At 28.0% G+C, this 17,786-nt stretch carries 15 protein-coding genes and 2 pseudogenes; 12 read left to right on the top strand and 5 right to left on the bottom strand.

Translation table 11 applies throughout. The annotated features are described in order from the left end of the window. The first annotated feature begins 22 nt into the window (after positions 1-22). On the top strand, positions 23-1,717 hold the full coding sequence (locus tag KQ44_RS04970) for a DNA repair helicase XPB (protein WP_096736479.1): 1,695 nt from the start codon (positions 23-25) through the stop codon (positions 1,715-1,717). 90 nt (positions 1,718-1,807) lie between these two features. Here KQ44_RS04970 and KQ44_RS04975 read toward each other — a convergent pair whose 3' ends face one another. Continuing rightward, positions 1,808-2,065: a PTS transporter subunit EIIB gene (locus KQ44_RS04975; protein WP_096736480.1), complete on the bottom strand. Its 258-nt coding sequence runs from the start codon at positions 2,063-2,065 to the stop codon at positions 1,808-1,810. A 113-nt stretch (positions 2,066-2,178) separates the two neighbouring features. After that, positions 2,179-2,529: a tRNA-binding protein gene (locus tag KQ44_RS04980; RefSeq protein ID WP_096736481.1), complete on the bottom strand. Its 351-nt coding sequence runs from the start codon at positions 2,527-2,529 to the stop codon at positions 2,179-2,181. A gap of 199 nt (positions 2,530-2,728) precedes the next feature. On the opposite strand from KQ44_RS04980, the gene KQ44_RS04985 reads away from it, so the two are divergent. Genes KQ44_RS04985 through KQ44_RS04995 form a run of 3 tightly spaced genes read left to right on the top strand, consistent with a single transcriptional unit; the run spans position 2,729 to position 7,328 of the window. Then, complete coding sequence (locus KQ44_RS04985) at positions 2,729-4,900, top strand: alpha-hydroxy-acid oxidizing protein (RefSeq protein WP_096736482.1); 2,172 nt, start codon at positions 2,729-2,731, stop codon at positions 4,898-4,900. An 8-nt stretch (positions 4,901-4,908) separates the two neighbouring features. Next, positions 4,909-5,952 carry a hypothetical protein gene (locus KQ44_RS04990; protein WP_096736483.1) on the top strand — a complete coding sequence of 348 codons (1,044 nt, stop codon included), beginning with the start codon at positions 4,909-4,911 and terminating at the stop codon, positions 5,950-5,952. Between the two features lie 14 nt (positions 5,953-5,966). After that, positions 5,967-7,328 carry a tetratricopeptide repeat protein gene (locus KQ44_RS04995; protein ID WP_096736484.1) on the top strand — a complete coding sequence of 454 codons (1,362 nt, stop codon included), beginning with the start codon at positions 5,967-5,969 and terminating at the stop codon, positions 7,326-7,328. Positions 7,329-7,555: 227 nt separating this feature from the next. Here KQ44_RS04995 and KQ44_RS05000 read toward each other — a convergent pair whose 3' ends face one another. The 3 genes from KQ44_RS05000 to KQ44_RS05010 form a co-directional block, all read right to left on the bottom strand. Next, positions 7,556-8,065 carry a hypothetical protein gene (locus KQ44_RS05000; RefSeq protein ID WP_096736485.1) on the bottom strand — a complete coding sequence of 170 codons (510 nt, stop codon included), beginning with the start codon at positions 8,063-8,065 and terminating at the stop codon, positions 7,556-7,558. Between the two features lie 165 nt (positions 8,066-8,230). After that, positions 8,231-8,587 (bottom strand): FMN-binding protein, encoded by a 357-nt coding sequence (locus tag KQ44_RS05005; RefSeq protein ID WP_096736486.1) that lies wholly within the window; start codon positions 8,585-8,587, stop codon positions 8,231-8,233. 71 nt (positions 8,588-8,658) lie between these two features. Continuing rightward, entirely contained in the window at positions 8,659-9,087 is a 429-nt protein-coding gene (locus KQ44_RS05010; protein WP_096736487.1) for a hypothetical protein, read from the bottom strand. Between the two features lie 148 nt (positions 9,088-9,235). On the opposite strand from KQ44_RS05010, the gene KQ44_RS05015 reads away from it, so the two are divergent. From KQ44_RS05015 to KQ44_RS05050, 8 genes and pseudogenes are all read left to right on the top strand, one after another. Beyond that, positions 9,236-10,840, top strand: coding sequence for a hypothetical protein (locus KQ44_RS05015; protein ID WP_096736488.1), 1,605 nt, complete (start codon positions 9,236-9,238; stop codon positions 10,838-10,840). 222 nt (positions 10,841-11,062) lie between these two features. Further along, positions 11,063-12,971 (top strand): annotated as a pseudogene (locus tag KQ44_RS05020) (ribonuclease J). Further along, positions 12,863-13,963 carry a signal peptide peptidase SppA gene (gene sppA, locus KQ44_RS05025; RefSeq protein ID WP_205676549.1) on the top strand — a complete coding sequence of 367 codons (1,101 nt, stop codon included), beginning with the start codon at positions 12,863-12,865 and terminating at the stop codon, positions 13,961-13,963. Before KQ44_RS05020 ends, sppA begins: the two are co-directional and overlap by 109 nt. Beyond that, on the top strand, positions 13,960-14,529 hold the full coding sequence (locus KQ44_RS05030) for a hypothetical protein (protein WP_240516489.1): 570 nt from the start codon (positions 13,960-13,962) through the stop codon (positions 14,527-14,529). Before sppA ends, KQ44_RS05030 begins: the two co-directional genes overlap by 4 nt. A 1-nt stretch (position 14,530) precedes the next feature. Beyond that, complete coding sequence (locus tag KQ44_RS05035) at positions 14,531-15,784, top strand: LptF/LptG family permease (RefSeq protein WP_096736490.1); 1,254 nt, start codon at positions 14,531-14,533, stop codon at positions 15,782-15,784. 3 nt (positions 15,785-15,787) lie between these two features. Beyond that, on the top strand, positions 15,788-16,501 hold the full coding sequence (gene rlmB / locus KQ44_RS05040) for a 23S rRNA (guanosine(2251)-2'-O)-methyltransferase RlmB (protein WP_096736491.1): 714 nt from the start codon (positions 15,788-15,790) through the stop codon (positions 16,499-16,501). Between the two features lie 115 nt (positions 16,502-16,616). Beyond that, positions 16,617-16,979 (top strand): hypothetical protein, encoded by a 363-nt coding sequence (locus KQ44_RS05045; protein ID WP_020004317.1) that lies wholly within the window; start codon positions 16,617-16,619, stop codon positions 16,977-16,979. A 15-nt stretch (positions 16,980-16,994) separates the two neighbouring features. After that, positions 16,995-17,761: pseudogene (locus tag KQ44_RS05050) on the top strand (hypothetical protein). Positions 17,762-17,786: the final 25 nt, after the last annotated feature.

The following is a 17,786-nucleotide window of genomic DNA, read 5'->3' on the forward strand; positions in this document are numbered from 1 at the left end:
ACTTTAATTAAAGGAATAAAAATTGAATAAAAATGCTCCTCTCATAGTTCAGGGCGATGGTACTATTCTTTTAGATGTTAGCACAAAACATTTTGAAGAAATCAGAAATTTCATGCTTGTATTTGCCGAACTTGTTAAAAGTCCTGAATATATACATACTTATAGAATAACATTAGTATCATTATGGAATGCTGCAAGTTTAAACTACACTTCAGAACAGATAATTGGCTTTTTAAAGAAATATACTTCTTATGAAATACCAAAAAACATCATAAAACAAATAGAAACAAGCATCGAAAAGTATGGAAGAATAAAAATTATAAAAGAAAATGAAAAATATTACCTCATAAGTGAAGATAAGAACATAATAGATGAAATTCTACACTATAAACTTATGACTAAATATATAAAAGCAGAAATTAATAATAACAAATTAGAAATAGACGCTACATATAGAGGTCATATAAAATTAGCACTTATCAATATAGGATATCCAGTGCAGGATTTAGCAGGTTATAAAACTGGGGAGCCTTATCATTTTAATATGAGAACAAAATTACCTTCTAATGGTGAGGATTTTGCTTTAAGAGATTATCAAAAAAATTCTGTTGAAGCATTTTATGCAGACGGCAAGCCTGAAGGCGGAGCAGGAGTAATAGCACTTCCATGCGGTACTGGTAAAACTGTTGTAGGTATTGCTGCAATGTATAAAACTCAAACCAGAACACTTATTATAGTTACTGGTGTTACAGCATGCAGACAATGGAGAGATGAAATACTTGATAAAACTGATATACCTCCTGAAGATATAGGTGAATATAATGGATTAAATAAAGAAATTAAGCCTATAACAATAGCTACTTACAAAATTCTTACATATAGAAAAAATAAAGAATCTCCTTTTGTGCATTTTGAATTATTTTTCCAGCATAATTGGGGACTTATAATATATGATGAAGTTCATTTACTTCCAGCTCCTATTATAAAACTAACAAGTGAAATTCAAAGTATGAGAAGATTAGGCCTTACTGCTACTTTAGTACGTGAAGATGGGCTTGAAAAAGATGTTTTCTGTCTGATAGGTCCTAAAAAGTTTGATATACCTTGGAGAGAGCTTGAAGAGAAAAAGTTTATTGCTGAAGCATACTGTTATGATATAAGAATACCTTTAGATGAAAGTCATAGATCTGATTATGTTGTATCAAGTGATAAAGTAAAATTTAGAATAGCAAGTGAGAATGTTCTTAAATATAGAGTAGTAAAAAAGATTATAGAAAAACTTCAGGGTAAAAATATACTTATAATAGGTCAGTATTTGGATCAGTTGAATGAGATGAAAAAAAGAACTGGATATACTATTATCACTGGAAAAACTCCTCAAAGCGAAAGAGATATTATATATAAAAAATTTAAAACAGGTGAAATTACAACTTTGATAGTAAGCAAGGTTGCTAATTTGGCCGTTGATTTACCTGATGCTAATGTATTAATACAAATATCTGGAACTTTCGGTTCAAGGCAGGAAGAAGCTCAAAGGCTTGGAAGAGTATTAAGACCAAAAAAAGGCGAAAATAAAAGTTATTTCTTCTCTATTATCACTACAGACACTAAAGAAGAAGACTTTGCTCATAAAAGACAATTATTCCTTACAGAGCAGGGTTATCATTATGAACTGCTTGATAAAGATTCTTTTGAAGAGCTTGAATTTAATAATTAATAATTAAAGTTTAATAATATATTATTAAACTTTAATTAAAAAAACTCTTTATACAGCATTATTATATTTAATATTTTTTTAAATAAATATTTATAGGGCTGTAACTCCTAGTTTTATCATTTCATCATAAACAGGTTTAACATTCTTACCCAATACTATTTGATACTGACCAGCATTATAAAAAACTCCTGTCACACCTTCTATCTTTTCAATATTCTCATCTTTAATCTGTAGTCTATTTTTTACTATTAATCTTAACCTCGTAGCACAAAAAGAAGCTGATTCTATATTATCTTTTACAACATTAGCAATTATATCTTCTGCTATTTTTTTGTAATTTAGTTCCATAACTAACCTCTATGATTATAATATTTAACTAAATTATATATATTTATGAATATTTTTCAAACAAAAAAATGATAATTCATTATTATTGCTTATAATAAAGCAGCTAAAATAATCTATCCTATAGCAATACCGTTTTCACAGTCTTCTTTAGTAGTTAATAGTACCACTTCTCCATTATCTTTTACAGCACCCAAAACTAGACACTCAGAGAAAAAATTAGCTATTTGTTTTTTAGGAAAATTTACAACTGCAACTATACGCCTTCCTATTAAATCCTCTTTTTTGTACAGATTTGTTATCTGTGCTGATGATACTTTTATACCTAATGCACCAAAATCAATTTTTAATTTATATGCTGGTCTTTTAGCTTTAGGAAAATCTTCAGCTTCTATTATAGTACCTGTTCTAATATCAAGTGCCAAAAAGTTATCAAATAAAGTTTCATCTTTAATATTATTTTCCATTTTTGTAATCCCCGAAAAATTATTTACTAATATTTTATTTACATATAAAAAATTGTCAATTAGTTGAGATTAATAATAAGAAAATAATATTTTTAGCATAATAAAAAAATTTAAAATTCTCTAGTTTGGTATTAAAATTTCGATACTAATAATACTATATAATGGAATATTTTAAACTGAATAAAAAGGCAATACTAAAATGAAAGGCAAACGCATAATAATAATAGGTGCAGGACTATTACAGGTACCTGCCATACAAATAGCTCAGGAAATGGGACTTTACACAATAGTATTTGATTATAATAAAGATGCACATGGAATGAAAATAGCCGATTATCCTATGGTAGTTTCTACCAGAGATGTTGATGGAAGTGTAAGGGCAGCAAGAGATTTGAGCCAGAAAATGGAAATTAACGGAGTTATAACTGTAGGTACAGATGCTTCTACAACTGTAGCTGCTGTTGCTAATGCTTTAGGACTTCCGGGAAATAGATTTGAAGATGCATATGCTGCTTCAAATAAAATAAGAATGCGTGAAAGATTTAAAAAAAATAATGTACCTCAGCCTAATTTCTTTCCAGTATGGAATTATGATGAAGCAATAGATGCTTATAGACATTTAAATACACCTGTTGTAGTAAAACCTGCTGACAATATGGGAGCCAGAGGTGTAATGAAGGTATCCAATGAAAATGATGTACTTGCTGCATTTAATAGGGCAAAAAGTGCCTCTCCTTCAGGCGAAGTTATAATAGAGGAGTTTATGGACGGTCCTGAACTATCTATAGATATGCTTATATACAATGATGAAATATATGTTACAGGAGTAGCTGATAGAATAATAGAGTTTCCTCCATTTTTTATAGAGACTGGACATATTATGCCGTCTGCTTTGGAAAAAGAAAAGTTAGATGATGCTATTAATGTAATGAAAGCTGGTATAAAAGCATTAAATTTAAAAATAGGTGCTGCTAAGGGTGATATAAAAGTTACAAAAAACGGTGCTATGGTAGGAGAAATTGCCGCAAGACTATCCGGCGGATTTATGAGTGCCTATACCTACCCTCTTTCTACTGGTGTAAACTTGATAAAAAATGCCATAGAAATAGCATTGGGTAATCCTCCTAGTGATTTAAAACCAAAATGGAATAAAGTTGCTGTTGAAAAAGCATTTCTTCCGGGTACTGGTATTATAGAATCAATTGAAGGTGTTGAGAATGCCAAAAAAATTGAAGGTATAAAAGAAGTATTTATAAAAACAAAAGCTGGAGATATACTTGTTACACCTACAAATAATTTGGAAAAAGCAGGTAATATTATTGCTGTAGGAAATACTAGAGATGAAGCGATAGCAATAGCAAATAAAGCTATGAACTTTGTACATTTTAAATTGACAGATGAAAAAAGTATTACAGCTGAAGAAATAAATAGAATAGCACATGAAAAACTAGCTTCAAAACAAAGTGCTAATTATCTATTTAAAGGTGATACCGATGAAAAAACAGGTCTTTCTCATTACTCTTTTAATCCTAGTATAATTCATGAAGAAAAACAAGTTAATTTAGAAACTAATATGTTTAATATGCATTTGTCGCAGCCAATTATACTAGACACTATATATAATTTGCCTGAAGTAATAGATGGAATAATGGATATAAGAGAATATTACGAAATAGTATTAGATGCAGCTTCTAATTGTGAGGTATTAGCTATATTAAATGATTTTAACAACGAAGAATTATTTGAACTTTCAATAAGAACCATAAAAGGAAACAAAAGAGGAATTATTATGATAGACGGTAATAATCCTCAGGAAATTATTTTACAAAGATTAAGAAAAGCGGAAAAAAATGGTGCTTGTGCCGTTGGAATTGATTTATCATACTGCTATAATATCACTTCTCATAATAAAATATATGTAAAAAGCGAAAAAGAATTATCAAAAATTATAAAGGAAATAGATATTCCTATAATAATCAAGGGAATATCAAATGAAAATGATATTCATAATGCAAATTCTTCACATGCAAATAGTATATATTTTTCAAATAATAATAAGTATGCATTAAAAGGTATGGAAAAAGTTGCCGATACTATAAACAGAGCAGCAGCTAACTTGCATAATAATCATAAAATGCAATTAACATTGCTTGCAGAATCTCCTAGATATGGAGCTGATACTTTTAAATATTTTATGTTGGGAGCTAATGCTGTTTGTGTAACAGAAGAAAGCTTTATTGCTGCTATAAGTAAAGGCAAAAAAGGTCTTGAATATGCACTATATTCTAATAAATTGGAATTAGAAAAAATAATGAAAATATTCGGACAAACTGCGGTAAAATATAACAATGCAATATGGCGAAAGAACTAGGTACTATTATGGAAGATAAACAAATAAACTTATCTAAATCATATATATACGGCTTTTTTGCTGCTATGATATGCACTTTAATATACAGTGCTGTTATTATTCCTATCTATATACTTTTAATATCATCAAATCCTGAGAATTTTTTTGTGTATTTGCTTTATGCTCTTGATGTTTGGGTATGGATATGGATAGGTATTTCTATATTATACGCTTTTATTATAGTAATGATGCAGCCTACTAAAAGATATACTAGTTTATCAAAAACTATAGAAAATTTACTTTTCTTTATAGTTACTTCTGTAATACTTATACTATCTCTTAGCTATGTACCAGAAATACAAAAACTTTTATATAAAAAGGATTATACTTTTTACAGCACAATATTGGCTGTTGGATTATTTTTTATATCAATACAATTATCATACTGCATAAAAAAACTTATTATATTTATGTATAAAACTATATTATATAATTTGGGATATACTATTGAAGATGAAATAATAGATTATTATGATGAAGAAGATGAGTATAAAACAGAAAATTATGAAGTTGTAAGAATTAATAAATCAGAGTATGAAATATTTTCCAGTACTATAAAAAATATAATAGCATTCTCTCAAAGATATAAACATGCTATAGGTATTATAGCATTTAAAATATCAAATAGTAATTCTATTATAGATGAATATGGAAACTCTGCTTACAGAAAGCTTCAAGAAGAGCTAATAAAGGCAATAAAGAAAAATGCCAGAATAGGTGAAAATCAATGTTTGCTTTATGATAATATTATATACTCTGTAATTTTTGCAAATGAGGACGAGGCTTGGAAGGCTACCAAAAGATATTTTAAAGCATTGAAAAATTATAATTTTGAATATAATGGTGAAAACGTAGATATTAATGTATCTATGGCTGTAAGCGGCTTTGATTTTTCTAGTAATAGATCAAATAAAATGTCTGTATTCGTTATAAAAGATAGTATGATGGGAAAAATTAAAGATGCTTTAAATGAATCAGAAGAAACTGGAAGTCCAGTTATATATTATGAATAAAAGGGATTAGAATCGTGGAAGCTTCATTAATTGTAATATTAGTTTTAATTGTTTTATTAGGTTTTGCCACTCAGTACGTTATTAAAAGCGGCTCATACCCTATCAAACTAAAAAAAATAGTTCAGGCCTACAATGAACAAAATTATGATGTAGCCATGAGAGAAATTAACACTCTAGATCCTAAATATAAAAAAGATGCCAATATATTATGGATGACAGCTAATATGTATTATAAACAGCAGCAGTACATACTTGCTATGGCGGCATTACAAAATATGATAGACGGAGCATATTTTACTAAAGAATTAACTGAATTAACTGTAAGAGAATTTTTGGCTAGAATATACGAACAAACAGGAAATACCAAAAAAGCTATAGATGAATATGATATGATTACAAAAATAAGAGATCAAGATTACGACTCTCTATTTAAAGCTGGTTCTGTTTGCTATCAATATGGAGAATGGGTGCAGGCTCAGAAGTACCTTTCTTTAGCTGCAGCTCAAAATGACAGTAATCCGCAGTTATTGTATATGCTTGCTGAATGTTTTTATAAAATACGTTCTTATCATGCAGCTCAGCAGCAAATAGAAAAAGCTATTGCCTTAGATGCTACTAATGCTCAATATCACCTATTATTAGGAGAAATATTATCTTCAAGCAGAGATTTCCAAAATGCTATTAAAGAATTGGAAATAGCATATGAAAGTAATGAAATATCTGACAAAGATGCTATATCTTTAAACCTTGCTAACTCATATTATGAACTTGGAAATTATACAAAAGCAAGAGAATATTATGGACAAGTGCTTACTAAAGAAAATATACCTAATGAAAAAGTTGTTGATGAAAGATATAGATATGCTGAAACTTTGGTAAAAAACAAACAATTTGAAGCGGCTGTTAAACAATGGGAAATAATTAAATCAGTAAGAAATATATACTTAGACGTAGACCAAAAATTAAAAACATACAGTTCTATCATCGCGAACAATGCATTTAGAACTGCTTTGGAAATGGATATTATAGAATATTTGGAAAAATACTTCTACAGAATATTAACATTAAACGGATATGTAGTAACAGAACATACTAAAAAATCTGATACTTTGGTATTCTTTGTTACTATTAAGAAATTCGGTTCTGAGGGTCAGTCATACAAAAGTACATTTGCTTTGGACACTTCTGGATATCCTATGCGTCAGGAAACAGTGGATCAGTTTATGGAATATGCTAGACAGTACAAAAGTGCACACTCTTTCTTAATAAGTATAGGAGACTTTGCACCTAATTTAAAAGTAGATGATACTGTAATGATTATAGAACCAGACAGATTCGAAGCAATTATTGAAGGTGTAATATCATTCAGTGACTAATAAGATTAACTCATTTATATTTATACTCTTTTATTTAATAAAAGGCTGTGATTTTTTATAAATCATAGCCTTTATTTTTATATATACTGAAAATTTTTAAGTTTGTCAATTTTTTATTGTTCTTTTTCCCGCCTTCGCTTGCCTACAGCACACAGAGTCGCAAGCTTAACCAAAAATTGCAAAAAAGACTAGGTTTTATATTAGTTAGAATATTAATAATAAAAAACCTATTGTATAAATACCAGTTCTTTATCATAAGAAAACTCAAAATACTTACCATATACAGTAAAAGTTATAATAATATTAGCATTGCATTTTAAACTTTTAGACATTATGGCATCTATAACAGTTTCAAACAAATCAGAATACTGTGCTTTAAACTTCATATTAAATGATATAGAAGAATTAGCAGGTATTTTTAAATTTTCTGAAGTATCTAATGAATTAGCAGAAGCAAATACTTTATCAGAATTGTTTATAAGTTTAACTTCGGCTTTTTCTATAGGAAGTTCAAAAGGCAGATTATTTTTTACTTCAATTAATGTATTTAATGTGATATATGATAAAGTAATTTCGTCTATAGAGACACTTTTAAAAGTTATATCAGGCTTATATTTTTCAATGTATTCTCTCTTTATCTCTTTTGCTCTTGATTTTATTTTACCATATGACAATATAAAAACAATCACTAATAAAACAGCTAAAAAAATTAATAAGATAATTATTTTATTTTTCATAATATTAAAGTCCGATTGTTAAATTTATTAATACTTTATCAAAAATATACAAAATAAAATAACTTAAATATAAAAACAGTGTAAAAAATTCAATAATAAATAAAAAATAATAAAAAAGCGTACCTAAATTTAGATACGCTCATTAAGATTCTTAATAGTTAAAAATTATTTAGCAGGAGTTAATTTTGTTAATGCATCTTCTACTAATGCAACCCAAGTAGCTCCGCTAACACCATCAACATAGATGTTATTAGCTTGAATCATTTTGTCATAAGCTGCTTTTCCTCTAGCAGGTCCGCTGCTATGTGCACATTTTGTTAGTACAACTTTTGTTAATTTACCGCCTGCAACAGTAACTTTAGCTTGATAATCACCTTGTCTTGTTTTGTAAGTAGCTTTGTAGTTACCCAAATATGTGCCGTCTGGTACTTTAGACAAATCAACTTTACCTTGAGCAAATAGGAACATGCTAGCTGCAAAAACTAGAGCAAGAACCAAAACCATAATTTTTTTTAAGCTCATACGATTTTCCCCTTTTTTAATATAGTTATTATTATAAACTTATTATTTTTTAAAACGTAAAAAAATGTAAATTAATTGAGAATTTTTTTTATATTTCCATCCCTTAACAATGAAAGAAGATTATCATATTCAACAGTTGTTTTAAGCTGATAATATCTATCATCTATAAAACTTGAATATTCCACTTTTATATACTTTTCAACGATATTTTTTAATTCACCATTTTCATATTCTCTATTTGGAAGTTCTTTAGCAAAAGCATTCTCAATTTTTACTTTTGATAAGGCTAAAGCTGCATTAAAAGCACTTGTTTTTATCTCTTCTTCGGTTGAAGCATAACCATTAGGATAGCCTATAGATGTAGCTATAAACTTACTTTCATTTACCCAGCCTTCATTAAGATTGATAATATTTGAAGTTTGTACATTATTTTTTTCTACAGTCTTACAGGATAATACCAAAAAAGAAAAAACAATTAGTATTAAATAATTATATTTCATAGTGCCTCCAAATAAAAAATATACTTCTACAATATTCGTCAAATTTTAATTTTTTTTAAGTTAATAATTTTACATAATTATTAATTTTAGACTGTAAATGTTCCGATTATATAAAAAATATACAAACATATTAATATTGGGAATTATTATGAAAAGATTATATATTGTATCCACACTATTTTTTCTGTTATATACAAAAGCTTTCACTCAAATATACACTTTACAAAATAATGAAAGACTGAATAATTCATATATTTCATCAGAAACTAATTATGCACTAATTATAGAAAAAAACTCAGCAAATGAAGGTAAAACATTTGATATAATATATAAAAACAGCCGACTTACTGGATATAAAGATGCTGGAATCATTAAAATACTTCCAAACGGAACATTAACCGCTACCATGCTTAAAACTTCTCTTGGAAAAGATATGTGGGTTTTAATATATGGAAATACTGAACAGGAATTTGATTCTATAGAAAGAACTATTTTTTCTGGAAACAACTCAATAATATTTGCAAGATTAATGAATTACGGAATAGCTGTTATAAATGGAGAGGCAAAAGTACAATATTCAGAATTATTTGACAGTGTAATAAATGATAATTCATACGCGTTCTCATATTCAAGAGACGGACTATATTATATAAATATTAACGGAGAAGAAAAACAAATATCATCTAAAGCAGACAGATTAAAATTCTCAAATGACGGAAATAATATAGTATATGTTATTGAAAATGAAGGAAATGCTGTAATATTTACTGGAACTTCTGACAGCGAAAACTTTAGATTAGTTGATGATCTTGCTTCATTTAATAATAACAGTATAGCATATGCTGTAAAAATGATGCCGCAAATTGATACAAATAGTCAAACTAATACTAATTCATTAACTAATAATCTTGAAATTACAAATGATATAGTAACTAATACTTCAACTATTACAAATTATAATCTTTCAAATATAAGCGTATATACAAATGAAGAGGGAATAACTGTTAAAGGTCAGTCAAACACTATAGCATTAATGACAGTAACAAACGTTATCACTAATATAAGATACAATGAAATTCCGTCTTTACCTAAAGCAGCAGATACTTCAAATACAATAATCACAAATGAATTTATTATGACAAGTGTTATCGCTAATGGAAGAAATTACGGAGAATTCAATCTTGTAACTAATATGTCATTCTCCCCTAACGGAAAAACTCTAATATTTATAAATGTTAATACAAATAATACTATGCAGTTATATGTAGGCGGAAATATGACTACTAACTACAATATAATACATAATTATAAATATTCTGATGACAGTTCTATTCTAGCTTACGGAGCTCAAACTAATGGAGTATCTTTTATAATTCTAAACGGCAGAAGACTTCCTAATAACTATGACGCTATAAATGATATATACTTTTCTACAAATAATAATCTAGTTTATAATGCAAGTAAAAATGAAAGAGAATATATTATAGGAAATGATTTTGAAAGCCCTTCATACAATGATATCACTTCATTTAAATTTTTAGGTGATTCATTTGCTTTTACTGGTGAAAGATTAGGTAAATATTACTATTTCATACTAAACAAAAATGCATCATTAAGAAGAGAATTCGGCGGATATGATTATGTATCTCCTTTAAATGATGATAATGAAAATGCTATATCAATAGTTTCTGACGGAAAAAACATTTATATAATAAAAAATGGCATGATTATGAATGATAATCAGCAAAACTAAATCTCTATTATTTTTTTATAAGTATGCATAGCAGGTTTAAAAACTTGCTATGCTTTATTTTTTATTAGACAAATTATATCACGAATACTGTATAAAAATATTATTACATCAAAAAAGTACATTATTTTATAGCTTGACTTAATATTTTTTTATAGTTAAAATAAATAAAATAGTACTGGGTCTGATATATTGAAAATTTAAATAATAAAGTAGTTAATGTAAATGAATAGTAATGATAAAATAAGAATCATACCTCTTGGCGGCGTGCAGGAAATTGGTATGAATATGACAGTCATAGAATATGGAAATGAAGTTTTAGTAATTGATTGCGGTTTTATGTTTCCAAGATACCATATGCTTGGAATAGATTATGTTATACCTGACACATCATATTTGGAAAATAAAAATGTTATAGGGCTTATACTTACCCATGGGCATGAGGATCATATAGGGGCAATACCTCATTTTTTAAGAAAATTTCCAGATATTCCTATATATGGTTCAAGGCTGACTATAGCCTTTTTAATGGCCAAACTTAATGATTATAAAAATGAATATAAAGATACAAAATTATACGAAGTAGAGCCTAGAAACAAAATACAGTTGGGTATGAACTTTGATATAGAGTTTATAAGAGTTAATCACAGTATACCAGACGGAATGGGAATTGCTATAACAACGCCTCTCGGAGTAATAATACATACAGGTGATTTCAAAATAGATTTAAACCCTACAACTGATAAATTTATAGATTTGTATAAGTTTGCCGAATACGGAGAAAACGGAGTGCTTTTAATGCTTGCCGACTCTACCAACTGCCAAAAAGAAGGTTTTTCTATGAGCGAAAGCGTTGTTCAAAATAATATGACGCCTCTTTTTGCCTATGAAGACGGTATGATTATTGTTGCAGTATTTGCAAGCAGTGTAGAGAGAATACAGGATTTAGTAACTGCTGCAAAAGTTAACAATAAATATGTCGCATTTTCTGGAAGAAGTTTACTCAAATTTACTAAAATAGCTCAGGATATGGGATATTTAAATCTTTATGATATAGTAATACCAATAGATAAAATAAACAGATATCCAAGAGAGAAAATAGTATGTATAACTACTGGAACACAGGGAGAACCTTATTCATCTCTTTCTTTAATAGCAGCAGAGGCTCATAAGCATATAAAAGTAGAAGACGGAGATATGGTGATATTTTCATCAAGTGTTATACCGGGAAATGAAATGGCTGTTACTAGAATGATAAATAACCTCTTTGATCTAGGAGCAAAAATGGTAGGTGAAGATAAAAAACTTCTTCATGTATCAGGTCATGCCTCAAGCGAAGATTTAAAACTAATGTACAGATTAGTAAAGCCAAAATATTTTATACCTATTCATGGAGAGAAAAGACATTTAATAACTCATATAAAATTAGTTGAAAATTTAAATGGATTAGATACTAAAGGATTTTTACTTTATAACGGAGATGTACTTGAAATAGATGAAACTTTAGAAGCAAAATTGGCTGAACCTATAGAAATTAGAAATATATATGTTGACGGTAAAGGCGTAGGAGATTTAGAAGAAAGTATATTTCATGACAGAGAACAATTATCTCTTAACGGTGTCGTTGTTGCCAATGTAATAGCTAAAAAAAATAAAACAGGACAATATGATATAAAAGTAGATTTAGAAAGCAAAGGCTTTACTTATAACGGAGGAGAAAAAGAAGGCTTAATACATAAAACTGAACAGCTTAGAGAAGAAGGAATTAACTCAGCAATGGCAGCTGTAAAAAAAATTGCTAGATAGAAATAAGAGAACTCCTTCTACAATAAAATATGAGGTAAGAGAAGCATTGCGTAAAAAATTTATGCAGATAATAGGACGTGAGCCCGTAATATTTGTATGTTTATATATGGATCATGTTTATATAGAAAATACAGAAACATCAGAAAATGATATTAATATTGATAATATAGATAATTTCAATAATGAAAAAATAATAACAGAAAATAAAGAGGAGATAAAATGTCATACGAAGAAGAAAAAGAGAATAAAGAAAACAGCAGCCAAGAAGAAAACAGCCCAAATAAAAAGAACAAAATCCAAAAAGAAAAAAGCAGTAAAAGAGAGTTAATATTTACAGCTTTGGTTTTGGCATCAATTATAATTGGAATATATAGTTTATTTTTTAATAATGAAAGTAAAACTCCTTCTATACAAATAACAAAAAAAATTAATACAATATCAGCAAATACACAAGATGGTATTGCTATTATAGATTTAACTGGAGTTATAACGCATGCAAAGAGAAAAACCAGCATAGGTTTGGAATATCCTTCTGTAACTGAAGAGCTTATGGAAGATTTTGAATACTATATAAAAGACCCAAAAGTAAAGGCAATAGTTCTTCAGGTAGATAGTCCAGGAGGAGCTTTAACTTCATGCGAAGAGGCTTTAAAATATTTGCAGGATTTAAAACAAAAATATCCTAAACCAATAGTAGCTTCATTTAGAGGTATGGCAGCAAGCGGCGGATACTATATGTCTATGATAGCCGATAAAATATATGCTAATGAATCTACTCTTACTGGAAGTATAGGTGTTATATCACAATTTCTTAATGTTTCTGACTTAATGGATAAATACGGCGTAAAAATGTATACAATAAAAAGCGGAAGAAATAAAGATTCACTCTCCCCTTTCAGAGAACCTAGAGAAGATGAGCTTGCCTACTGGCAGGATATGACTTATGAATTTGTCGCTCAGTTTACAAATGTTGTAGAACAGGCAAGAGGCGATAAAATAAAAGGAAACAGAGAAGATATATTTGACGGAAGAGTATTCAGCGGAAAAAAAGCATTGGAAGTAGGACTTATAGATGATATAGGTACATTGCAGGACGCTATAAAAGATGCAGCAAAATTAGGCGGCATAGAAGATGAAGAGCCTTACATCATTAAAAAGCCTCAGCAAAAAGATAATTTACTTAATATGCTATTTTCTGGAATATCTGAAAATATAAAACCTAAATCCTCACTTCCTATACCGTATGAAGAGATTATTAACACGAAATATATAGGAGTGCCTATGTATATTTATATTCCAAACTATATCGGAGAAAAATGATGAGAATATCAAAAGCAATATATTTATACATGATGAGTCCTAAATATGCTATGAGACGTGATATTAATTTTGAATATTCATTTTTAATATATTTACTTTCAATATTAAGCATCGCAGTATCTGCACTATATACATCACATTCAAGATGCAATATAGTAAATTTATTTTTGCTTGCTTTTGGAATAGCTGCTTATATTGCTGTGTCAAACATAGTAAAAATAGCTATAATTCATCTTACAGTATCAGTATTTTTTAAAAATAATGATAAAAAAAATATAACTACTTTTATTAATAACTGTTTTGGTATATATGGAATATTTATTTTTATACTTCCTATAACTTTGATATTTGGAAAATTTAGTTCTATATATTGGATACAAGTAGGAACATTATTAATACTGCAGTTATATTATATAGTACTTATGTATAGTAATATTAAGTATTCATTTAATATCAAAAGTTCATTCAGAGCTGTTTTAGTTTTGTTTGCACCTATAATATACGATTATTTAGCATATATGGCTTTAGCAATATTAATATTCGGAAGTTTTATAAACATTATATAATATGAAAAAAATTACTAAATATATTATTCTTGAAACTATAGGTCCATTTCTAGCGGGTATATTATTTTTTACATTTGTATTTGTAATTCAGCTTTTACCAGAATTAATAAGGCTCATTATGAATAACGGAGCCCCACTTTTAATGTCATTAGAAACTTTTGTTTATATGCTTCCGTTTAATATAGCTATAACTATACCTATGTCAATACTTATGGCAAGTATAATAGGATACGGAAGACTTTCTTCAGATAATGAAATAATAGTTATGAGAGCTTTGGGATTTCCTCATATGAGAATATATATGCCTATAATAGTATTAGGTTTTTTTACTTTTCTGTTTTCATTATTTTTTAATAATGTGATTATGTCCGAATCAAATTACAGATACAGAGCATTAATTTCATATATGGTAAATATAAGACCTTCTATTGCTGTTGGTAAGTTAGAGTTTACTGAAATTTCCGATATGGGATTCTCAATAGGAGCAAAATATGCAGATGACAGAAGTATATCAAATGTTGTAATATATGACAAATCAGAAACAAAAAGAGTTATAACTGCCAAATATGGATTATGGAAAAACAATGAAGCTAATTCTCAGGTTGTAACATTAACACTCTATGACGGAGTAGTACAGGAAATGCCTAATTACGGATTTGTAACCAATGATTACACGGTTTTTGATTCTATGGATATTAATATAATTAGAAATGTAAGCACTCTTACTTCTCATGAAAGAGGACTAAGAGAAATGCCTTCTTGGGAAATACTTAAAAAAATTAATGAAGCTAAAAGTAAGGCGAATAAATCTGTAGATGAACAAATAACTGGTATGATAAATAATTCATACAACAATGTACAAAATACTGGAATAGATATAACATCTTTTTCTAATGAGTATATTAAAACTAATTCTGCAGAATTGGTATCGATACGTAAGAAAGCTATTGAAGAGTCAGTACCTTATTTTTATTACGTTGAATTTTATAAGTTTATATCTATACCTGCAGCTTGTTTATTTATGGTATTAATAGGTGCACCTTTAGGAATTGTAGGAAAAAGAAGCGGTAAAGGTTTTGGATTTGGAATATCTGTAATAGTTGTAGTTATATATTATCTTCTTATAACAGCTGCTGAATTATTAGCAGGAGGTAAAAAAGTACCGCCTATTTTAGCTATGTGGTTTCCGAATATTGTGCTTGCAATGATGGGCGGATTTTTTATGATAAGATCTTTCTTTAGCAGAGGAAAATAAAATATGTTTATAACAAGTAAAAATGCAATAACAGAAGCTATATCAAAAAATCTAGTAGAAACTTTATATGTAAAATTTCCAATATCTAAAAGAGAAAAAGACATTATAAAACTAGCTGAAAAAAAGAAAGTATTAATAAAAAATGTTGATAAAAATGAAATGGAAAAAATTGTAGGAAAAATATATTCCATAGCAGCTGATATAAAAGAAAATGCTGAAATAGGTATTGAAAACTTTTTACAAAAAGCACTTGAAAAAAAGTATAATCCATTAATATTTATACTAGATTCTATAACTGATGTACATAATCTTGGAGCTATTATTAGAAATGCATACTTCTTTGGGTCATCAGGCATAATAATACCTAAAGATAACTCAGCCCCTATCAATGAAAAAGTTTATGAAATATCTGCAGGTGCTGCTTATCATCTTCCAATATCTATAGAAACTAATCTTAACAGAACTATAGAACTTATGAAAGATAAAGGATTTTGGATATATTATGCAAGTGAAAAAGGTGAAACTTCTTTAGAAAATTTTAAATTTAATACCCCTACTGCAATTATACTTGGTAATGAACATAGCGGAGTAAGAGATATATTAAAGAAAAACTCTGACGGCAGTATTATAATAAATAAATCTAATGATTTTGATTCATTAAATGTATCTGCGGCCTCTGCTGTTATAGCATATGCATATTCTATATATAAGAAATAATAATATTTTATTTTTATATATTATTTTTGTTTTTTACTTGCAATAATAATAAAAAATATATATATTTATTAATATAGGATATAAAATTTAAGGCATATTATATGGAGATTAAAAAATGCCTATAGCACCTTTGGATTTACAGCAATTATATATGCAGCAGTCGCATATAGGACGTATGGAGCATACGAGAATGGCCGCCAAAACCATAGCTATGCAATCCGAAGATAGAGATATACATAGAGATTCTTATATAAAAGATTCTACTGTTGTGAAATCTGAAAATATTTCTGATGAAACAAAAGTTAAAGAAAAAAAAGATGATGAACAGAAACAAAAAGATCAAGGTTATATGTCCTATAGAAAAAAAAATAAGAAAAGAATTATTGATAATAATGAAAATGATAATAATATTATAGAAATAGAAGAGGTTTCGGCTACAGAGAAAACTAAGGGATCAAAAATAGATCTTTTAGGCTAGTACAGTTTTCAAGTTATGCAAATTTTAATCAGTGTAATAATCAATGTAACAATATTAGCGGTTGTTCTGCCGCTGTTTTATATATATATAGTTTCTAAAGCTAGAGAGAGATTAGAAAAAGAAACTATGTCAAAAGCTAGAGAAGAAATAGAGGCTTTAGTAAAAGAGTTTAATAATATAGCATTGTCAAGAATTTCAATATTGGAAGATGCTATAACAAGAGCAAATAAACTCACAGGTGAATTAACTTCTAATAATAAAGAAATACGTACCGAAGATAATACAATAAAAGAAGTTAAAGAAAATAAAGAAGAAGTTAATAACAATATAACTATTCAAAATGAAAGCCAAAAGAAAAAATTGGATATAAGAGTAGAAGATGAAAATGTACAATTAAATATAAAGCCAGAAGAGAAAGAAAATAAAAAAGAAGTTAAAGAAAATAGAGAAATAAAAAAAGAAGAAGTTAAAAAAACTGTCAAAAAAATAATATAGATACTGCCGCAAAAGCTATAGATGATGAAGCTAGAAAAGAGGCTATAGAGATATTAAGAAGCAAGTTAGACAGAACTATAAAATCTAATATGTCTATATACGATAAAAATAATGATACCGATAAAAAAATATCAAAAGAAGAAGATAATACAACAGTATCATCAGATGATAAAAATGCCAATATTATCAAACTATATAAAGAAGGCATGAGCAAAGAAGATATCGCTAAAAAATTAAACTGCTCTATTACAGAAATTGATATAGTAATAGATTTGGAATTAGAATAAAAATTAATTTTAAAAGCCTTTATTT

Origin of the sequence: Brachyspira sp. G79 (assembly GCF_002379365.1) — a bacterium.
GTDB lineage: Bacteria > Spirochaetota > Brachyspiria > Brachyspirales > Brachyspiraceae > Brachyspira.

Excerpts from the sequence above, each read along its gene's own strand:
- KQ44_RS04975 (WP_096736480.1), bottom strand. The coding sequence starts at position 2,065 with ATGGAACTAAATTACAAAAAAATAGCAGAAGATATAATTGCTAATGTT.
- KQ44_RS04980 (WP_096736481.1), bottom strand. The coding sequence starts at position 2,529 with ATGGAAAATAATATTAAAGATGAAACTTTATTTGATAACTTTTTGGCA.
- KQ44_RS04985 (WP_096736482.1), top strand. The coding sequence starts at position 2,729 with ATGAAAGGCAAACGCATAATAATAATAGGTGCAGGACTATTACAGGTA.
- KQ44_RS04990 (WP_096736483.1), top strand. The coding sequence starts at position 4,909 with ATGGAAGATAAACAAATAAACTTATCTAAATCATATATATACGGCTTT.
- KQ44_RS05000 (WP_096736485.1), bottom strand. The coding sequence starts at position 8,065 with ATGAAAAATAAAATAATTATCTTATTAATTTTTTTAGCTGTTTTATTA.
- KQ44_RS05005 (WP_096736486.1), bottom strand. The coding sequence starts at position 8,587 with ATGAGCTTAAAAAAAATTATGGTTTTGGTTCTTGCTCTAGTTTTTGCA.
- KQ44_RS05010 (WP_096736487.1), bottom strand. The coding sequence starts at position 9,087 with ATGAAATATAATTATTTAATACTAATTGTTTTTTCTTTTTTGGTATTA.
- KQ44_RS05015 (WP_096736488.1), top strand. The coding sequence starts at position 9,236 with ATGAAAAGATTATATATTGTATCCACACTATTTTTTCTGTTATATACA.
- sppA (WP_205676549.1), top strand. The coding sequence starts at position 12,863 with ATGTCATACGAAGAAGAAAAAGAGAATAAAGAAAACAGCAGCCAAGAA.
- KQ44_RS05030 (WP_240516489.1), top strand. The coding sequence starts at position 13,960 with ATGATGAGAATATCAAAAGCAATATATTTATACATGATGAGTCCTAAA.
- KQ44_RS05035 (WP_096736490.1), top strand. The coding sequence starts at position 14,531 with ATGAAAAAAATTACTAAATATATTATTCTTGAAACTATAGGTCCATTT.
- rlmB (WP_096736491.1), top strand. The coding sequence starts at position 15,788 with ATGTTTATAACAAGTAAAAATGCAATAACAGAAGCTATATCAAAAAAT.
- KQ44_RS05045 (WP_020004317.1), top strand. The coding sequence starts at position 16,617 with ATGCCTATAGCACCTTTGGATTTACAGCAATTATATATGCAGCAGTCG.